Genomic DNA, 18447 nt, shown 5'->3' with positions numbered 1-18447 from the left:
TCCCTGCCGGAGCCCGACGGGGGAGTGCCGGTGACCGGGAAGCGCGGGCCCCTGCTCGAAGCCCGGGACCTGCACGTGGAGTTCGCCTCGCGCGGGCGGCGCGCCCGCGCGGTGGACGGGGTGAACCTCGCGGTGGGCGAGGGGGAGATCGTCGCACTGGTCGGCGAGTCCGGCTGCGGCAAGACGACGCTGGCGCGCACCCTGCTCGGCCTGGAGCGGCCCACCTCGGGGTCGGTCCTGTACGGCGGAGAGCCCCTGGCCTACTCCTCACACGCCTTGAAGGCCTACCGCCGCGAGGTGCAACTGGTGCTGCAGGACCCGACCGGGTCGCTCAACCCCCGGCACACCGTCTACGAGGCGGTGGCCGAGGGGCCGCGCATCCATGGAATGTCCGACGAGCACGATCGGGTCGTGTCGGCGCTGGCGAGGACGGGACTTCGCCCGCCGGAGCGGTTTCTCAACTCCTACCCGCACGAGCTGTCCGGCGGGCAGCGGCAGCGCGTCGTCATCGCCGGGGCCCTCGCGCTGGACCCCCGGCTCCTGGTCGCCGACGAGCCGGTGGCCTCGCTGGACGCCTCGGTCCGGGGCGAGATCCTCGCCCTGCTGCTGAGGCTCCGGGACGAGCTGGGCCTGTCCGCCCTGGTGGTCACCCACGACCTCGGGCTGGCCTGGAACATCGCCGACCGTGTCGCGGTGATGTATCTCGGCCGGATCGTCGAGTCGGGCCCCGTCGAGCAGGTTCTGAAGGCGCCGACCCACCCCTACACGCAGGCGCTGCTGTCGGTGCTGCCCGACTCCCCGTCGCCCGTGGTGCTGAGCGGCGAGCCGCCGGACCCGACCAGGGTCCCCGGCGGCTGCCGCTTCCACCCTCGTTGCCAGGTCCTCGCCTCGGGCGAGGCGGCAAGGGCAGGGGTCGACGGGCTGTGCGGGTCGCAACCCCTGATGGTCCTTCCCGCCGCGCCGTCGTCGGCCGGCTCCCACGTCGCCTGCCACTACGCCGGGGTGCGTCCGGGATAGACGGCCCGGGACGGACCGCCCGGGATGGACGGCCCGGGATCCCGCTTCTGCCGGGTCCCGGCACACCCCGGTCGTTCGCGGGCGGGGTATGCCGCCGGAAAGGACGCGGGCCGCCCGGCCGGGCGGCCCGCCTCTCGTCAGAGCCCGGGAAGGCGGCCGTTGCGGAACAGGTCGACGAAGAGCTGGTGGTCGACTCTGACCTGCGCGCCGTAGGAGTGGGCGAAGCCGACGAGCATGCCCGTGAAGCCGTCGACGTCACCGTCGATCACGGCCATGATCGCGTCCTCGGTGGAGAAGTCGACCAGGTCGTGGCTGGACTCGTCGTCGGCCACCGAGTGCATGCGGGCCACGGCCCGGCCGAGGTCGCGGATCACCGAGGCGAGCTCGTCCGGCTCGTTGACGTCACCCCAGTCGAGGTCGGCGGAGTAGGGGGAGACCTCGGCGACGAGCTGGCCGACGCCGTTCAGCGTGGTGTAGCCGAGCCAGGGATCGGCGTAGGCCTGCAGGGCCCGCTGCGACTCGGCGGTGCGGTGGCCCTGGTGCTTGAAGTAGCCGTGCACCTTCTCGTCGACGATGTGCCTGGCCACGGCGGGGACCTGCGCCTGCTTCATGTAGAGGATGACGTCGTTCTCCAGGGCCTGGGTGTGGCCCTCCAGCAGCATGTTGTAGGAGGGCAGCCCGGCCGAGCCGATGCCGACGCCCTTGCGGAGCGCGAAGTCCTTGATCGTGTGCTCGACCTTGGAGACGGAGGGAGGCAGGGTCGTCAGGTAGTCGTGGAACGCCGCCTCCACGGTCTCCCTGGTCTCCTGGTCGACCGGGTAGCGGCCGTCCATGACGGTGAACCTGCGGTCGAAGTTCTCGATCGTGGTCTCCAGGTCCAGCAACGCCACCCGGGTGTTCAGCCGGGCGAGCTGCAGCACCCGGTGGAGCACGCCGGTGGTGGTCTCCAGGGTCAGCGAGCCGATCGCGTCGTCCCCGCCGTGCGAGATACCGGTCAGCTCGGCGACGTAGGAGCGGGAGAACTCGGTCACCAGACCGGTGATCACCTCGTCCGACAGCGCCTTGGCGTACCCGATGAGGGCGATGCTGGCCACGAACCGCTTGAGATCCCAGACGTAGGGCCCGACGTAGGCCTCGTCGAAGTCGTTGACGTTGAAGACGAGGACGCCCGAGGCGTTCATGTAGGTGCCGAAGTTCTCGGCGTGCAGGTCGCCGTGGATCCACACCCGCCGGGTCTGGCTGTCCAGGAAGGCGTCGTCGGCGAACGCGCCGGTCATGTCCGCGTAGAACAGGGAGGCGCTGCCGCGGTAGAAGGCGAAGGGAGTGGCCGCCATCTTCCGGAACTTGCGCCGGAAGGCGGCGGGGTCGCGCTTGATGGAGTCACCGAACTCGGTGATCAGGACGTCGAGAATGTGCGCCGAGCGCCCATCGGTGGTCATGATGCGCACGGTAAGCCTCCAAGGCCGGACTCCGCCACTTTTGGAGCGCACAAATATGGAACGCGCCAATCGTTGATCCGGCCCCTGCCCGTGGCGGACCGCCCTCGCCGCCGGGCTTGCCGAGCCGGAGCCCGCGCGACGGACCTGTCGCGAGGTGAGAGGCGTCTCACCTCGCGACAGGTCCGCCGCGGGCCCGATGGGGCCCGTCGCCGGCCGGTGGGCCGGTGATCGATCACGGATCGAGGTCCAGGCCGGAGCGGCCGAAGCGGTCGCGCAGGAAACGGCCCTGGTCGCGCAGGGCCTGCTCGTCGCCCCGGTGTACGGCCTGGGCCACCTCGTGCATCTTGGCGTCCAGCAGGTCGAGCTGGGCCAGGAGTTCCTCGTGGGCGCTGCGCTCGCGGTCGGCGCCGCGGGTGAGGGCGTAGGCGCGGGGCAGGTTGGCGTAGGACTCCAGGCTGGAGGGAAGGTAGTCGCGGATCGTCTGAGAGACGATGTGCAGGTGGTCGGGGGAGGTGGTGAGCACCTCGGCCCGGCCCAGCACGCCGCCGAGCACGTCGGCCAGGCCGCCGAGCCTGGCCCGCACGTCCTCGGGGAAGCGCTGGGAGCCGTCGACCTTGCGCAGCAGCGCTTCGAGGTCCGCGCGGAGCGCGGTGGTCTCGACCTCGGCGTGGGAGACGGCCAGCCGTACCCTGTCCGGCGGGGCCAGCAGCGCGCCGACGCCGTACAGCCCGACGACCACCACCGGCCAGAACGTCCCCGCCAGACCGAGGAAGTGCGCGCCGAACCCCACCAGGGCCAGCACGCAGCCGACGATGTTCCTGGTGGAGCCGAGGTACCTCAGCACCCGGTCAGCGGTCACGGTGACTCCCGCCGCTCGGCGGAGGCCGGCGACCCGCTCTTCCTCCGGGGACCACAGGGCGATCACTGGTAGCCACGGATCTCCTTGAACGCCGCGGCCAGAGACCCGGTGCGGGCGTCGAAGACGGCGCCGCGGGTCAGTGTGGCGATCTTCTTCATCTCGTCCACATCGCTCTCGCCGAACAGCACGACGAACGTCCGCACCTTTCGCTGTGCCTCGGGCAGCGTCCGGTGGAACGCCTCGAAGTCCTCGTAGGAGGAGCCGTCGGTGTTCTCGCCGTCGGTCATCAGCACGACGGAGGTGTAGTGGCCGTCGCCGCCCGTGGCGGCTTGCTCGTACGCGGCGCGCAGACCGTCGTAGATCGCGGTCCCGCCGCTCGCCTGGAGTCGTTCGGCGTAGGACCTGATCTGTGTCAGGACCGGCTCCGGGTTCCGCTCGGGCAGCACGAAGGGCTTCGGCCGCCCGGCGGAGCCGTTGAACGGGATCAGGATCACGTTCTCGCGGTTGCGGAAGCGGGAGAAGACACCGGACGCCGAGGTGTCGGCGCCGGTGAGCGTGACCAGCGCCCGGCGCAGCGCGTCGATCCGCTCGCCCTGCATCGACCCCGAGGTGTCGAGCACGAACAGCGTCCTCGCCGGGACGCGCACCTCGTCCAGGTAGGCGGTGATCAGCCCGTCGGCGGCGGCCCTGCGGTTGGGGAACGGCAGCTCCAGCAGCGGGGCCGAACCGAACTCGGGGCCCGGACGGACCTCGGGCACGATCGGCCGCCGGTGGGTGGTGGTCATGATCTCCTTCTGCGCGGCGGGCGTGCGCAGCCAGGAGGTCAGCCTGCCGTACAGGTCCTTCTTCCCGGGTGTGGCCGAGGCGAGCAGGGTCAGCGGATAGTCCGCGGTGACCACGCCGTCGCTCGGGTAGACCACGGTCAGGTCCTTCAGCCCGAGCAGCACCGACTCGTAGTTCACGAGGCCGTCGACGCCGCCCTCGCGGGTGTAGGCGTCGGCGAGCCAGCCGGACGACCCCGCGGTGAGCCTCTGCGCGGAGAAGAACTCCTTCAGCTTCGGCGTGACCTCCGACACCTGCTGGACGCTCAGCGCCTCTCCGGCGTCCGACAGGGCGGCGGCCACGCCGACCAGTGCCGAGAAGCCCGAGTTGGAGGAGGCGGGAGAGGTCATGCCGAAGGTGAAGCGGCCCTCGCGCGCCGCGGTCGCGATCTGCTCCCAGCTCACGGCTCCGCTCTCCCAGCCGAGTTCCCGCGCCTTGGCGGTCTTCAGGCCGAGCAGTACGGGGGAGGCCATGATCTGGGTCTCGGTGGACAGCCGGGCGGGCGCTCCGTCGATCAGCGACAGGTAACGGTTGGAGGAGAACCAGATCGCGTCGTAGGAACCGTCCGCGCCGCCGTTCGCGACCTGCTCGGCGCCGTCCAGCGTGCCGGTGTAGGAGATCTTCACCTTCACCCCGGAGCGCCGCAGCATCGGCTCCAGGTCCTTGACCTCGCTGCCGGCCAGCACCCGCAGCACGTCGGGGCCGTCCTCGGTGCCCGACGCCCCCGAGGAGCACGCCGCCAGGGCGGCCGAGGCCAGCAACAGCAGGGCGGCCACGGCCGGCCGTACGGCGAGCCGGACGCCCCGGCGGCCGCCCGCGGGACGAACGGCGCTCACGGAGCGACCTCGCGGCCGGCGCGCTCCAGGTAGGTCTTCGCGTTGTCCAGCTCGACGCTCAGGCTGCTCACGGTGACGGCCATGTTCTCCACGGCCTGCGACCGGAACGAGTCGATCATGTCCATGGTGGCGTAGACGTTGTCGAAGGCCCTGCGCAGGGAGTCCATGTTCACGGTGGTCGAGGCCGCCTGTGTCTGGATGGCGCCCGCCTGGGTGCGGAGCATCTCGCTGGTGGCCAGGATCAGGTCGCCGGTCGTGGCGTTCAGGGCGGTGATCTGGTCCAGCACCAGCTTCTGGTTGGCCAGGGCCTGGGCCACGGTCACCGCGGTGCGCAGCGCCGAGATCGTCGTGGTGGTGGCCCGGTCCACGCCCTTGCTGAGCTCCAGGTTGTTCTTGCGGACCAGGTCGAGGGCCAGGTAGCCCTGCACGGAGACCGCCAGCTGGGTCAGGATGTCCTGGTGCTTCTGCCGTACGGAGAACAGGGCGTCGGAGCGGAGCGCGGTCGCCTTCTCGGGGTCGGTCGCGTCCAGGAGCAGGAGGCGCTCCTCCAGGGCGGCGTCGAGCGCGGCGGCCATCACCGCGTACTCCCGCAGGCGGGTCATCGTCTCCCAGAGGTTCGCCTTCTCGCCCTCGATCGCGGCGTTGTCCTTCAGCAGCTCGTCCTGGCCGGATTTCAGCGCCCGGATGATGTCGTCCAGGTGCTTCTGCGCCGACTGGTACTTCGCGAAGTAGTCGCGCAGCCGATCCCCGAACGGGATCAGCCCTAGCAGCTTGCGCGGGCCGCTCGCCGCCTGCTTCGGGTCGAGGTCCACCACGGTACGGCGCAGCGCCGCCAGCCGGCTCGCCACCTGGCCCTGGGCATCGGAGCCCTCTCCCTTGGCCGAGGCCAGAGCCGCCACCGGCCGCTTCAGCATCCGGTTGGCCACCTGGGAGGCGGAGCGGATCTCGCCGTCGCCCATCGAGGAGATGTCGTGGACCTTGCGGGTGAAGTCCGGGACCCGGGGGTCCATCGCGGCCAGCTCCGAGGCGAACTCCGCTGCCTTGGCGACGAGCTCGGCCTCACGGCCGTCCGAGAGGGGGAGCATGGTCGCCGCCTTCGAGGCGGGCACGGCGGCGACGGGGGCGGGCGGGGTGAGCGTCAGATCGCTCTCGGTCATCGTCAGTGCCCTCCTTCGGGCTGAGGCACGGAACCGCTCGCGTAGAGGCGCTCGATGTCGGCGATGAGCCCCTCCAGGTTTTCGTAGGTGGGGGGTTCGACGACGTCCACCAGGTCGCGGGCCACCGGCGCCCGGTGCTTGGCGACCAGGTCGGCGAAGGCCTTGGGGTCGGCGGTGCGGAAGCCGTGCTGGGCGGCGAGGCTCCGCAGCCCGGGATCCTCGGTCAGCAGTCGTCCGATCTCGGTCGCCTGCGGGGTGAAAGGGACCAGCGTGTGCTTGCTCAGCACGGTCGGCGCGGGATAGATCAGCCGCATCGTCGGGCGGATCGAGCCGTCGCCCGCGAAGACGTGGGACAGGTACTGGGCCTCGTAGATCATGACCATCGGCGTCTTGCCCGACCCCATGACCAGGTAGTCGGTGAAGGGGGCCTCGGAGGAGGACTGGGAGTAACCCTGGTCGAGGAAGACCGGCGCCACCGCCCCCGCCACCTTGGGAACCTGGGCCGGGGCGGTGACCACGTCGTCGCCGTTGGCGACGTAGCTGGCCATCGCCAGGTACATCGCCGCCGAGTTGGAGGTCCTGACGTCGGTGGTGGTCATCAGCACCCGCTTGCGCGCGGGATAAGTGGTGTTACCAGGAAGTTTGTCCCAGCGAGTGCCCTTTGCCACCAGGTCCAGATATTTCTCCATATCGAACACCTGGTAGCCCTGGCCCGAGTCGCGCACCAGCCCGGCCTTGGTCAATATGTCGACAATAGGCTGAAATGTCGCTATCGCCATGGGCGAATAGAAGGGCGAGAAGGTCTGGGCGACCTTCCGATCCTGCTTGATCTTTTCGGCGGCGGGGAGGCTGGAGGGAAACGCGAACGCGTAGTCGTCGAGTTCGACCTCGGTCGCGATCTGCCGGGATCCGGCGGTGTCCACCTCGACCCGCAGCCCGTGCTTCTCGAACGCCGCACGCACCCGGGGGTCGTCGAAGAACGGCTTCTTCTCCGAGCCGATCACACCCCGAACCGTGACCGGCCCGTCGCCGCCCCCGTTGCCCAGGACGATCGCCGCCACGACCGCCGCGCCAAGGAGGAGTGCCAGGACGACGCCGATGGACCGTTTCATCGCACCCCATTTCCGCAAAAACCCCTCTGCTTGGAATTATGTGAGGGGCGGAAATGGGACGGGGGCCGAAGAGCGGGGTGCGCGGCAGAATTAGACGCCTGTTCACGCGCCGGTCATCAAATGGGACGGCCCCGCGATCGGACAGGCCGGGGGCCGGAGATTTCGCGGGTCGAGAAGCCCTGGGGGCGGCCCCCAGGGGACGTCACGCCCGGAACCGGCCGTAGTCGCCCTGGAAGAACACCAGCGGGCCGCCGTCGCCGTGGATACCCAGGTTGTGAACCCTGGAGACGACGATGGCATGGTCGCCCGCCGGATACTCGGCCTCTGTCGAGCAGTCGATCCAGGCCAAAACGTCGTCGATCACGGGGTTGCCGCCGGGGGACTCGGTCCACCCCAGGCCGGCGAACTTGTCACCGCCCTTGCTCGCGAGCGCCGCGCAGACCGATCGCTGGTGCTCGGCGAGCACGTTGACCGTCTGGATCCTGGCGGCGCGCAGGCGCGGCCAGCTCGTGCTGGTGTGCGCCACGCAGAAGGCCACCAGCGGCGGATCCAGCGAGACCGAGGTGAAGGAGTTGGCCGTCAGGCCGCACGGCTCGCCGCTGTCGGGATCGACGGCGGTGATGGCCACGACGCCGGTGGCGAAGCGGCCGAGAACGCTGCGGAACCGCCGGCCGTCCACAGGCCGAGGGGAGACGGGGTGGGGGGAGACGAGGTGGGGGGAGACGGGCCGAGGGGAGGCTGCGGGGGTGCTCATGATCGCACTCGCCTCCTCAACCGTGCCCGATCGGTCCCGAGGGGAGCTCGGCGGCGGACGGCATCCGCCACCTGACGTCACATTACCAAGCGTTTGCTCGGAAAATAGGGGAGTGCCCGGGAAGGTGTCAAGCGGTCCGCGGCGCCGGGGAGTCGCCCGTCCTGAGGCCGGCCGGAGAACGGGCCTGAAATCGGCGGAGAACGGCCTGAAATCGGCCGGAGGGCGGCTGGGGAACGGCTTGAGGGCGGACCTGGGTCCCGGCCCTGCGAGCGGCCCGCGAGCGGCCGGAGAGTGGCTGGGGAACGGCTTCGAGGGGACACCTGGGTCCGGGTCTGAGGGCGGCCCGGGAGCGGGTCCCGGGGCGGCCTGAGAACGATCCCGTGAGGCGGGTCCCGGTGGCCTCAGGGCGGTTCTGTGAGGCGGGTCTCGGGGCGGCCTGAGAGCGGTCCCGTGAGGCGGGCGCTCCGCGCGGGAGGGTTCCGCGGGGCCGTGTCCCACGAAGGGCGGTCTCATGACGAGAACGCGCCCTGGCGGGCGTGGGGGACCCGCCAGGACGCGTTCCGCCCCGCCGCGGCGACGTGAGGACCCCGGCGAGGGATGGGGTCCTCAATCGCTAGTCGCGTGCGGAGTCGGCGGGAGGAGAGGCTCGGACCGGGGGTTCCGGCTCCTCCTCGCGATGGTCGTCGTCGGACGTCGGCCGCCGGTAGTGCCGGGAGATGAGACGTGCGGCCCCAACCGGGTCATCGGCCGGATGGGAGGCCTCTACGCCGTCCTCATTCCAGATGAAAAGCCCGTCTCTGCACCACACAGTCAAATCAGTCAGCACCGAAAGCACGGACATCCCATTCGCATTGCTCTGGTAGGTGTGAGTGAATCCCTGACGATGCAACGCGTAACGCAGTAAACGCGTTGCCTCGCGGGGGTCGCGCCAAGGCGGATACGGCGTGCCCGCGTGGGCCGACAGCACCGGTCTCCGTCCCATCGCCGACCTTTCGATGGATTTGTACCAACGATTGGATAATGCGGGTCTTGGGAGGTTGGGTCAAGGGGCTGTTCCCCACTAGAACCAGATCGTCTAGTTTTGTTGGCACAAAGGGGACCAAATGGCACGGTCAACGCTGTATCAACTGGTGGCTTCCGACCTTCGGAGGACCATCTACTCCGGTGCGCTCGGACCGGGGGATCAGCTGCCGACCGAAGTGGAGCTCATGCTCACCCACCAGGTGAGTCGCAACACCGTGCGGCTCGCCCTCGGTGAGCTGGTGAACGAGGGGCTGGTCACTCGCACCCCCCGTCGGGGCACCGTGGTCAGGGAGCGCCGCCCGCTGCTCATCCACCCCCAGAGGGAGCTCCAGCCGCAGCCCGAGGAGACCAGGGAGGCTTTCGCCTGGGCGGTCTCCCAGGAGGGACGCGCGCCGAGCCAGAACATCGAGGTGTCGATCGTGCATCCGATCGAGGAGATCGCCAGCAGGCTGGAACTCCAGGACGACGAGCTCGCCGTGGTCCGCCGCAGGCTGAGGTTCGTGGACGGCCAGCCGTACAACACCAACGACTCCTACTTCCCGCTGGCGCTGGTCGCCGACTCCGAGATCGCCCGCCCCGGCGACATCATGCGCGGGGCCAACAGGGTGCTTGAGGAACTCGGCCACCCCCAGGTCCGGATGGTCGACGACATCTGGGCGCGGATGCCCAACAGTTCGGAGGCCGAGATGCTCCAGCTCGAACTGGGCACCCCGGTCGTCGTCTACGTCCGGGTCGGATACGACGAGAGCGACACCCCAGTGCGGGTCGCGGTGTCGGTCCTTCCCTCGGACAAGCACCTGATCAGATACGAGCTGGAAAGCCGTTGACGGTTCCGTGACCGCCCCGACGGGCCGGCCCCGCCTTCGCCCGCGCCGCGGGCGATCATCGGGCTGTGCTCGCCGGGCGGCCGGGCGCGATCCCCTTTCCCCGCTCGCCTCAGGCCCCTAGGCGCTTCGCCTAGCCCGGCATGGATGCCGTGCGCCGTCGTTCGGCCACTTTCCGTGTCACTTCACGCACCGAGTGCAACGAAGGGATGAATCATGCACTCAAACACCGTCAACCCCACCCTCACGCGCAGGCTCACGCTGCGCAGAGCCACGAACGGCGATCTCCAAGGAGTGCTCGCGCTCCTCGCCGAGACCGCCGGCTGGCTGAACGGCCGCGGCGTACGCCAGTGGCCGGTCGGGGGCTTCCCCGCCGAGCGGATCAGCCCGCTGATCGCGGAGGGCGTCCTGTATCTGCTGGACGGCGAAAGAGGAGAGGAGAGACCGGCCGCCACCATCGCCCTGGACGGTCACGCGGATCCGGAGTTCTGGGCCCCCGAGGACGGTCCCGGAACGGCCCTCTACGTTCACAAACTGTCCGTCGCGCGAGGCTACTCCGGCCGCGGTCTGGGGGAGGCGCTGCTCGACTGGGCGGGCCTGAGGGTCCTGGCGACGGGCCGGCGCTGGCTCCGGCTTGACTGTTCCAAGGACAATCCGAGGCTTCAGGATTACTATCGGGGGCAGCGTTTCGCCCACCTGCGCACGGTCGACCTGCCGCACCGCGCGTCGGGAGCCCTGTTCCAGCGGGCGGGGGGCCTTCGTGGCAGGGCGTCCGAAGCCGAGGTGCCGTTCGTGGACCGTCGCGGGCTGCTCGTGCCGGAGCAGGTCTGAACCACGGCGATCCCCGGACAAAGTCATCCGATAGCCTCACTTCATGACCGGATCCTTGCTTGAGGTGATCGCGCTTGACGTGCGTGACGCCGTCGCGGCCGAAGAAGGCGGCGCAGACCGTCTGGAGATCGTCGTCGACATGGCGTCCGACGGGCTCACCCCGGCGGTGGAGACGGTCGCGGCGATCTCCAAGGAGTGTGCGCTGCCGCAGATGGTGATGTTGCGCGGCGACGCGTCGTTCCTGGCCACGCCCGAGTCGCTGGAGGGCCTGCGGCGCGATGCCAAGGCCCTCTCCGAGGCGGGCGCGGCCGGGTTCGTGTTCGGCTTCCTCGACTCCGCGGGGGCGGTCGACCTGGCCGCCACCGAGGCGCTCATCCACGCGGTGACCCCGCTGCCCTGGACCTTCCACCGGGCGGTGGACCACGCGGCCGACGTCCAGGCGAGCTGGCGTGCCGTCCGCCTGCTGCCCAACCTCGCCACCGTGCTCACCTCGGGTGCGCCCGGTGGCGTGACGGAGGGCCTGCGGGTGATCAAGACCCGCTGCGAGGCCGGCGACGGCCCGCTGATCATGGTGGGCGGCGGGCTCAGGCCGGGGCACGTCCCGCTGCTGATGGAGTACGGCGTGCGGGCCTTCCACGTCGGCAGCGCCGTGCGGGCCTCGTGGTCCGACCCGGTCGACGCGCGCCTGGTCCGTGACTGGCGGGCACTGATCGACTGAGGCGCCGCCCGAAGACCCTCGGGTCAGGCGTCGCCCAGGGCCAGATCCGCCCGGCGGAGGGCGGCGGCCATCGTCTTGATCGTGGCGGGCTCGTCCATCACGCCGCCTCCCGCCTCCCGCTGCTCCTCCCAGGCCCGCACCCGGTGGGAGTACTCCTCATACCGGGACAGATGAAAGGCGTAGACCGCGGCGTAACGGCTGACCAGATGCGACGGATGCATGTCCCAGCCCTGGTAGAAGCCGTGACTCAGGGAGTGCCTGACCATCCCCGCGTGGCGTCGCCACAGGTCCCGCACCACATGCCTGTCGTCGGAGGCGGGGAAGGCGGCCAGCGAGCCGTCCGACAGCTCCACCCCGGTCCCGGCGAAGGCGGTCTGCATGACGTGCCGGGCGTGGTCGCAGGCCGGGTGGTCCAGCCGCTGCTCGTGCGGGGGCAGGGAGCAGCTCGCCGTGTAGTCGAAGACCCCGAAGTGCGCCGCGGCCAGCCTGCCGCCGAGAGCGGGGACCAGGTCCGCGTCGAGGAAGGACACCGTCTGGGTGGCCTCCACCTGGATCTCGAACCTGAGGGCGCCCGGCCTGAGGCCCAGCCCCTTCTCCAGCGCCTCCAGGCAGTCGGCGAACTGGCCGAGGTAGGCCTTCATGAGCACCTTGGGGAAGGTGACGACGAACCCGGCCGGCAGGTGTCCGACGCGTTCGATCACCCCGGTCAGGAACCCGTCGAGGGTCCTGACGCTCCGGACCGGGTCGCCGTCGGCGAAGGACTTCACCCGCGGCCCCCACCTGCGCGGGAGCGTCCCGTTCGCGTGCAGGGCCGCGATCGCCTCGGCGGCGGCGGCGACATGGCCGTCCTCCTCCCCGGGGCGCAGGCCGTACCCGTCCTCGAAGTCCACCCGCAGGTCCTCGATCGGCTCCCGGGCGAGTTTCGCGGCCACCTTCTTGTGGACGGCCCCCGCGATGCGCTCGTCCGTCTCGAAGAGTTCCGCCAGGTCGTTCGCGGACAGGTGCCGATCGAACGACTCCAGTGCCGCCTTCCCCCACGCGGCCACCGTCGCGGCGTCGAACCGGTCGGCCGGGACGTAGACGGTGTGCACCGGCTGCCACTCCACGGCCAGGGCGGGATATCTCGCCGACTGCTCGCGGTGGACCCGCTCGAAGCCGGGGATCAGGGCGAGCGGGTCGGCGAGCGTGACACGCATGCCGGGGCTCATCGGCGGCCGGAGGCGTTCAGCATGGCGGCGAGGCCGAGCAGCTTCACACGTTCGCCGCGGTCGAGGGACTTCGCCAGCGCCGCCTCGGCCGCCTCGATGGCCAGCCAGTGCTCGTAGGTGATGGGCGAGACGCCCCGTGAGGCGAGGACGGCGTCCAGGTCCGCATGCCGTACCTGCTCGCGGCCGGCGAGGTCGGCGAGAAGGGTGCGGACCGTTTCGGCGGCGTCGGACTTGTTGGTGCCGATCACCCCCGTGGGACCGCGCTTGAGCCAGCCCGCCACGAACTCGCGGTCGCGGCCCTGGATCCGCCCGGCCTCGTTCGGCACGGTCATGGTGGCCTCGGAGAAGGGGACGCCGGGCAACGGCACGCTGCGGTAGCCGACCGAGCGCAGGACCATGCCGACCGGGATGGTCTCGAACTCGCCGGTGCCCACGACCCGGCCCTCCGCCAGCCGGGTGCGTTCGAGTTTGAGCGCCTCCACCCTGCCGTCGCCGAGGATCTCCACCGGGCGCATCCAGAACCGCACGTCCAGCCGCCGGGGACGGCCCACGGGACTGCGGGCGGCCCAGCTCCGCAGGACCTCGACGTTCCCCCGGACCTGCCGTGACGCCGCGGTGACGTCCGCCACGCACTCCTCGGGCCGTACGTACACGTCCGCGTTGGCCAGCTCGCCCAGCTCTCGCAGCTCCTTCAGGGTGAACTTGGCGTGCTCCGGCCCCCGTCGGCCGATCATGTGGATGGCCTTGACCTTGCTCTCCGCCAGCCGGGTCAGCACCTCCTCGGGCACGTCGGTGGCGCGCAGCTCCTCCGCGGTCTTGGCGAGGACGCGCACCACGTCCACGGCCACGTTGCCCACGCCGATCACCGCGACCTCGGAACTGTCGAGGACGAAGCGATCGGCGGGCATGTCGGGGTGGCCGCAGTACCAGTTCACGAAGTCGGTGGCGGCCACACTCCCCGGCAGGTCCTCGCCGGGGATGTCCATCCGCCGGTCCACCATCGCGCCGGTGCAGTAGACGACCGCGTCGTAGCAGTCGATCAGGTCCGCCACGTCGATGTCCTTGCCGAGCTCGACGCCGCCCAGGAACCGGACGTTCGGCAGCTCCAGGACCCCGCGCAGATAGCCCGCGATCGACTTGATCGACGTGTGGTCCGGGGCCACGCCGTACCGGACCAGGCCGTAGGGCGTGGGCAGCCGCTCCAGCACGTCCACCTCGACGTCGCCGGAGGCCTGTTTCATCAGCGCCTCGGCCGTGTAGATCCCGGCAGGCCCCGATCCCACAATCGCGACTCGGAGTGACACATCGCCTCCTCGGCGTTGGATGTCATGAACGCGATTCCCTCTTCGATTCTGTACCAACGGGGGCCGCTCGGCCAGGATCGCGCGCCGACGTGATCGAATCGTCCGCCGGAGCGGTTGTGTCCACCCGATCCCCGATCATGGTCCGCCCCCTGGGCGAACACATGATCCGCCAAGGAACGCGAGAGGTTTTTCCGCATTACCGCAGGTCAGATATACTGCGCGTGGCCACATGACAGTTTGATCGGGGGATCGGTGGCTTTGGTGGAACGGAACTACACGCTTGACTTCCTCGCGGGAGACCGCCGTGAGAAGGCCATCCTGCAGCACATGGTCGTCTCGCTCTTCGCGGGAATGCTGCTCGGGGGTCTGGGAGTCCTGCTCTCCTACGGACCCGAGCCGCTTTACAGCGTCTACAACCCCTACGCCTACATCCTTTTTGTCGTCATGGTGGGACGCAGCGCCGCCGGGTTCGGCTGGGCGCTGCTGGCCGGTGCGCTGGCCGCGTTCGGGCCGCTCATCTCGTCGCTGGCCGTCTCGATCCTCCACGCGGAAGACCGGTTCGGCGGCCTCGGCGGCAGCGGGACCATCATGAACCTCATGCTCGCCACCCTTGTGTCGTTCGGCGTGCTCTCCTGCCTCACCCGGCGAGAGGACCTGTGGGGAGACCTGGCGGGCGGCGTGCTGGCCGGGCTCGTCGCGGTCGTGGGCATGAACGGCGCGATGCCCGGCAGGACGGACCTCCTGGCGTTCTGGCCCTGGAACGTCACGACCGTGAGCGTGCTCGTGCTGGGACTGGTGCTCACACTGCGCAGGGGATGGGGCTGGGTCCGTTCCGGAGCGGTCGCACTGGTCATCGCGTCCGCGGACTTCCTCTTCGCGGCGAGCTTCTGAAGCGGCCAACGCAGACAACTCGCTTGCGCCAGTCGATAGCCTGTAGGACATCGTTTCCCTGCTAGCTAGGAGTAGCCGTGCTGCTGCGCATGTCGTCGTTGTTTCTTCGAACCCTGAGGGACGACCCGGCAGACGCGGAGGTCCCGAGCCACAAGTTGCTCGTCCGCGCCGGTTATGTCCGCCGTATCGCACCCGGCGTCTACTCCTGGCTGCCCCTCGGCAAGATGGTCCTGGAGAACGTCACGCGCATCGTGCGTGAGGAGATGAACCGCATGGGCGGCCAGGAGGTGCTCTTCCCCGCGCTCCTGCCCCGCGAGTACTACGAGGCCACCGGCCGCTGGACGGAGTACGGCGACACGCTCTTCCGCCTCAAGGACCGCAAGGGCGCCGACTACCTTCTCGGCCCCACCCACGAGGAGATGTTCACCGACATGGTCAAGGGGGAGTACTCCTCCTATAAGGACTATCCGGTGACGCTCTACCAGATTCAGACGAAATACCGCGACGAGGCCCGTCCCCGGGCGGGCATCCTGCGAGGCCGCGAGTTCGTCATGAAGGACTCCTACTCCTTCGACCTGGACGACGAGGGCCTCAAGCGTTCCTACGAGCGGCACCGCGAGACCTACATCAGGATCTTCGACCGTCTCGGCCTCGGCTACAAGATCTGTTTCGCCACGTCCGGCGCGATGGGCGGCTCGGCGTCGGAGGAGTTCCTCGCCCCCGCCGCGACCGGCGAGGACACCTTCGTGGCCTGCCACCACTGCGGCTACGCGGCCAACGCGGAGGCGGTCACCACCCCCGCCCCCGCCGCGATCACCGGGGAGCGGCCCGCCCAGCGGGTGCTCGACACCCCCGGGACCCCGACCATCGAGTCGCTGGTCGCCTACGTCAACGAGCACCACGGCCTCGACGTCACCGCCGCCGAGACGCTCAAGAACATCGTGGTCAAGGTGACCACGCCCGGTTCCGACAAGACCGAGACAGTGATCGTCGGCGTGCCCGGAGACCGTGAGGTCGACTTCAAGCGGCTGGAGGCCTCTCTGGCCCCCGGCGAGCCCGCCATCTTCGAGGCCGAGGATTTCGCCAGGCACCCCGGCCTGGTGCGCGGCTACATCGGCCCGCAGGTCCTCAAGAGCCTCGGCATCCGCTACCTCGTCGACCCTCGCGTGGTCGACGGCACCGCCTGGGTGACGGGAGCCAACGAGCCCGGCAAGCACGCCGTGGACGTCGTCGCCGGCCGTGACTTCGTCGCCGACGGCACCATCGAGGCCGCCGAGGTCCGCACCGGCGACGCCTGCCCGGTCTGCGGCTCGGCCCTCTCCATCGACCGGGGCATCGAGATCGGTCACATCTTCCAGCTTGGCCGCAAATACGCCGACGCCGCCAAACTCGACGCCCTCGGCCCCGACGGCAAGCCCATCCGGGTGACCATGGGCTCCTACGGCGTCGGCGTCTCCCGGGCCGTGGCGGTGCTCACCGAGCAGAAGCACGACGAGCTGGGCCTGGTCTGGCCCCGTGAGGTCGCCCCCGCCGACGTCCACATCGTGGGCACCGGCAAGGACGGCCAGATCGAGGCCGCGACCCGGCTCGCCGAGGATCTTGAGGCCCGGGGCCTGCGCGTCCTGCTCGATGACCGTTCCGGGGTCTCCCCGGGTGTGAAGTTCAAGGACGCCGAACTGCTCGGCATGCCGACGATCCTGATCGTCGGCAGGGGCCTCGCCCAGGGCGTCGCGGAGTTGCGCGATCGCGTCACCGGCATCAAGGAGGAGATCCCGATCGCCGAGGCCGTCGACCGCGTCGTGGCCGCCTGCGGCGCCTGACCTCCGGCGCCTTCACGTGGAAGGCGCCTTCGCGTGAGAAAAGGAGCGGCCCACCCGTCACGGGTGGGCCGCTCCTTTTCTCACGCGGCCCGCGTCGGCGTTGACGGGGCGCTCGGCGCCGTCAGTATCGGTGGTGACGGCGCCGGGAAGATCCACCGATCAGCTTGCTCACATGAAATCCGCCGGGCAGATTGACGGTCACGTATTTACGGCCGTCAGGGGTTCTCGCGAAATGGAATCTGCGGTTGCCGAAACTCTGCCCCACCCCTCGCGGAGACAGGTCGATCCGGAAAGGACCGAGTCTGATCGACTTTCTGTATCCCCAGCCCATGGCCTCTTCTCCCCGAAACCCTTGTGACGTGTCCTGAAAACGACGGACGTCGTCGAATGGTTCCCGGGCGGGTCCCTGTCAGCGGCGAGCGCTGGTCCCGAGGGTCTTACGCCAGTGGAAGCCGCCGGGGAGGTTGACGCTCAGCGTGCGGCGACCGTCGGCCGTCTTGGTGACCCGGAAGGCGCGGTTTCCCCAGCTGTGGCCCACTCCACTTCGCGAGAGATTAAGACGGAACGGACCGAACTTCATCGACTTCCTATAGCCCCAACCCATTGCTTCCTCCCTAGACGTATTCGCGGAAGTTCAGCTACCCGCCAGGCTCGCGATAAACGCAGTAAATATGACCACCTGCGATAAGCAAGGCAAACGTGGCCAAAGCGGATTCAATGGCGACAAAAGGGGGTGGGAGCCTCGGTGGAGGCGAACCGCAGGCGAACCGCAGGCGGACCGCGCTCACCGCGACGGGGCCGCCGCGACCTGAGGGGCGGCGCCTCGCGTCGCCGGGGATCCGCCGGGACGAGGTCGCCGGGAGATCACCGGCTCACTGGGAGGGGGCGGGACTGCTCGACGGGGCCGCCGCAGGGACGGGCTCGGGGGCGGCGGGCATGCCGGGGAAGGCCACGATCTCCGGGCGCAGGCCGTACGAGCGGGTGACGGACTCCTGCATGGCCAGCGCGGCCATCCGGCGGACGGTCGCGTCGGCGGACGCGGTCAGCTCCAGGTAGGCGCCGGTCACCCCACGCTCGACCAGCACGGCCAGCTCCACCGCCTGGGCCGCGGTGGACGGGATGACGGGGAGATCGTAGGTCGCGGTCGGCTCGGCGGGGGTGCCGCCACCGGAGATGATCAAGGTGCGGAGCTGGTCGCGGCGGGCGCGGTGGGCGTTGAAGGCCGCCGTCACGACGGCGCGCAGATTTCCCGTGGTCCTGGCGCCGATGACCCCGTAGGCGTACACGGCCGCGTGCTCGGCCGCCAGAGCCGTGTCGAGCTCCTGGCCGGTCGTCACAGGGGCCTCGACAGGGCCAGGTCGTGCGCGGCCTCACAGGCGCCGATGGAGGCGATCAGCTGGGCCAGCGGGGGGGAGGCGCCGGCGAGCTGAAGGGGACGCTGCGCCGCGGCCTTGCGCTCCAGAGCGCGCAGGCTCCGCACGGTGGGTCTGCGACCCGGCGTGGGAGTGGCCGAGGAAGGCGTGGGAGAGGGCGGGGCGGAGGCGGGCGGGGCGTGCTGGGAGAGCCTGCGGCGGAGCTCGGCCAGATGGGCCCTGTGCCGCTCGGTGAAGGGCGCGAGCTTGGCGGAGGCCGCCGACACGTACAGCGCGATGGTCTGCTCCTTGCCCGCGATCAGTTGATTGAGCAGCACCGTCTCCGGATCCGGGGCCTTGGCCACGACGGGTTTCGGCTCCTCGGCGGCACACCCCGCCGCCGTCAGGGCGGCCACCCCGAGGGCGCTTCCCCGCAACAGGGCACGCCGGGAGACGGAACGCACGAGCGACCTCCGGTTA

Annotated in this window: 18 protein-coding genes; 6 read left to right on the top strand and 12 right to left on the bottom strand. The window is 70.0% G+C overall.

Going from position 1 to position 18447, the window contains the following annotated elements; all coding sequences use genetic code 11:
* Nucleotides 1-3: 3 nt before the first annotated feature.
* The gene (locus J2853_RS24760) at nt 4-1017 is read left to right on the top strand and encodes an ABC transporter ATP-binding protein (RefSeq protein ID WP_307568802.1); all 1014 of its coding nucleotides are present in this window, start codon (nt 4-6) and stop codon (nt 1015-1017) included.
* A 137-nt stretch (nt 1018-1154) separates the two neighbouring features.
* On the opposite strand, the gene J2853_RS24755 is transcribed toward J2853_RS24760, so the two are convergent.
* From J2853_RS24755 to J2853_RS24730, 6 genes are all read right to left on the bottom strand, one after another.
* Entirely contained in the window at nt 1155-2456 is a 1302-nt protein-coding gene (locus J2853_RS24755; protein ID WP_307561839.1) for a DUF2252 domain-containing protein, read from the bottom strand.
* 232 nt (nt 2457-2688) lie between these two features.
* A complete protein-coding gene (locus tag J2853_RS24750) occupies nt 2689-3381 on the bottom strand; it encodes a hypothetical protein (protein WP_307561837.1) in 693 nt (230 codons plus the stop codon).
* Nucleotides 3378-4973 carry a VWA domain-containing protein gene (locus J2853_RS24745; protein WP_307561835.1) on the bottom strand — a complete coding sequence of 532 codons (1596 nt, stop codon included), beginning with the start codon at nt 4971-4973 and terminating at the stop codon, nt 3378-3380. The genes J2853_RS24750 and J2853_RS24745 overlap by 4 nt, the downstream gene beginning before the upstream one ends.
* Complete coding sequence (locus J2853_RS24740; RefSeq protein ID WP_307561833.1) at nt 4970-6130, bottom strand: toxic anion resistance protein; 1161 nt, start codon at nt 6128-6130, stop codon at nt 4970-4972. Before J2853_RS24740 ends, J2853_RS24745 begins: the two co-directional genes overlap by 4 nt.
* Before the next feature lie 2 nt (nt 6131-6132).
* A complete protein-coding gene (locus J2853_RS24735) occupies nt 6133-7242 on the bottom strand; it encodes a hypothetical protein (RefSeq protein WP_307561831.1) in 1110 nt (369 codons plus the stop codon).
* 202 nt (nt 7243-7444) lie between these two features.
* Nucleotides 7445-7996 carry a flavin reductase family protein gene (locus J2853_RS24730; protein WP_307561829.1) on the bottom strand — a complete coding sequence of 184 codons (552 nt, stop codon included), beginning with the start codon at nt 7994-7996 and terminating at the stop codon, nt 7445-7447.
* Nucleotides 7997-9099: 1103 nt separating this feature from the next.
* Between J2853_RS24730 and J2853_RS24725 the strand changes: the two genes are divergently transcribed.
* From J2853_RS24725 to J2853_RS24715, 3 genes are all read left to right on the top strand, one after another.
* Nucleotides 9100-9846 carry a GntR family transcriptional regulator gene (locus J2853_RS24725; protein WP_307561827.1) on the top strand — a complete coding sequence of 249 codons (747 nt, stop codon included), beginning with the start codon at nt 9100-9102 and terminating at the stop codon, nt 9844-9846.
* Between the two features lie 213 nt (nt 9847-10059).
* The gene (locus J2853_RS24720; RefSeq protein ID WP_307561825.1) at nt 10060-10674 is read left to right on the top strand and encodes a GNAT family N-acetyltransferase; all 615 of its coding nucleotides are present in this window, start codon (nt 10060-10062) and stop codon (nt 10672-10674) included.
* Nucleotides 10675-10717: 43 nt separating this feature from the next.
* Complete coding sequence (locus tag J2853_RS24715; RefSeq protein ID WP_307561823.1) at nt 10718-11392, top strand: copper homeostasis protein CutC; 675 nt, start codon at nt 10718-10720, stop codon at nt 11390-11392.
* Between the two features lie 23 nt (nt 11393-11415).
* On the opposite strand, the gene J2853_RS24710 is transcribed toward J2853_RS24715, so the two are convergent.
* Together J2853_RS24710 and J2853_RS24705 are read right to left on the bottom strand one after the other, a co-directional pair.
* Nucleotides 11416-12588 (bottom strand): DUF6986 family protein, encoded by a 1173-nt coding sequence (locus tag J2853_RS24710; protein ID WP_307561821.1) that lies wholly within the window; start codon nt 12586-12588, stop codon nt 11416-11418.
* An 8-nt stretch (nt 12589-12596) separates the two neighbouring features.
* Nucleotides 12597-13904 carry an FAD-dependent oxidoreductase gene (locus tag J2853_RS24705; RefSeq protein ID WP_307561819.1) on the bottom strand — a complete coding sequence of 436 codons (1308 nt, stop codon included), beginning with the start codon at nt 13902-13904 and terminating at the stop codon, nt 12597-12599.
* A 252-nt stretch (nt 13905-14156) separates the two neighbouring features.
* On the opposite strand from J2853_RS24705, the gene J2853_RS24700 reads away from it, so the two are divergent.
* Together J2853_RS24700 and J2853_RS24695 are read left to right on the top strand one after the other, a co-directional pair.
* Nucleotides 14157-14795: a hypothetical protein gene (locus J2853_RS24700; RefSeq protein ID WP_307561817.1), complete on the top strand. Its 639-nt coding sequence runs from the start codon at nt 14157-14159 to the stop codon at nt 14793-14795.
* 77 nt (nt 14796-14872) lie between these two features.
* Nucleotides 14873-16615, top strand: a complete 1743-nt coding sequence (locus tag J2853_RS24695) for a proline--tRNA ligase (RefSeq protein WP_307561816.1) — start codon at nt 14873-14875, stop codon at nt 16613-16615.
* A gap of 121 nt (nt 16616-16736) precedes the next feature.
* Here J2853_RS24695 and J2853_RS24690 read toward each other — a convergent pair whose 3' ends face one another.
* From J2853_RS24690 to J2853_RS24675, 4 genes are all read right to left on the bottom strand, one after another.
* Nucleotides 16737-16946: a DUF4236 domain-containing protein gene (locus J2853_RS24690; RefSeq protein WP_307561814.1), complete on the bottom strand. Its 210-nt coding sequence runs from the start codon at nt 16944-16946 to the stop codon at nt 16737-16739.
* A gap of 78 nt (nt 16947-17024) precedes the next feature.
* Nucleotides 17025-17219, bottom strand: a complete 195-nt coding sequence (locus tag J2853_RS24685) for a DUF4236 domain-containing protein (protein ID WP_307561812.1) — start codon at nt 17217-17219, stop codon at nt 17025-17027.
* A gap of 268 nt (nt 17220-17487) precedes the next feature.
* A complete protein-coding gene (locus J2853_RS24680) occupies nt 17488-17952 on the bottom strand; it encodes a ferritin-like domain-containing protein (protein WP_307561810.1) in 465 nt (154 codons plus the stop codon).
* Nucleotides 17949-18431 (bottom strand): hypothetical protein, encoded by a 483-nt coding sequence (locus J2853_RS24675; RefSeq protein WP_307561808.1) that lies wholly within the window; start codon nt 18429-18431, stop codon nt 17949-17951. The genes J2853_RS24680 and J2853_RS24675 overlap by 4 nt, the downstream gene beginning before the upstream one ends.
* Between the last annotated feature and the right edge of the window lie 16 nt (nt 18432-18447).

It is taken from the genome of Streptosporangium lutulentum, from assembly GCF_030811455.1.
Taxonomy (GTDB): Bacteria; Actinomycetota; Actinomycetes; order Streptosporangiales; family Streptosporangiaceae; genus Streptosporangium; species Streptosporangium lutulentum.
Note: the sequence above shows the minus strand (reverse complement) of the source record. Positions and strands in the feature narration are given on the sequence as shown.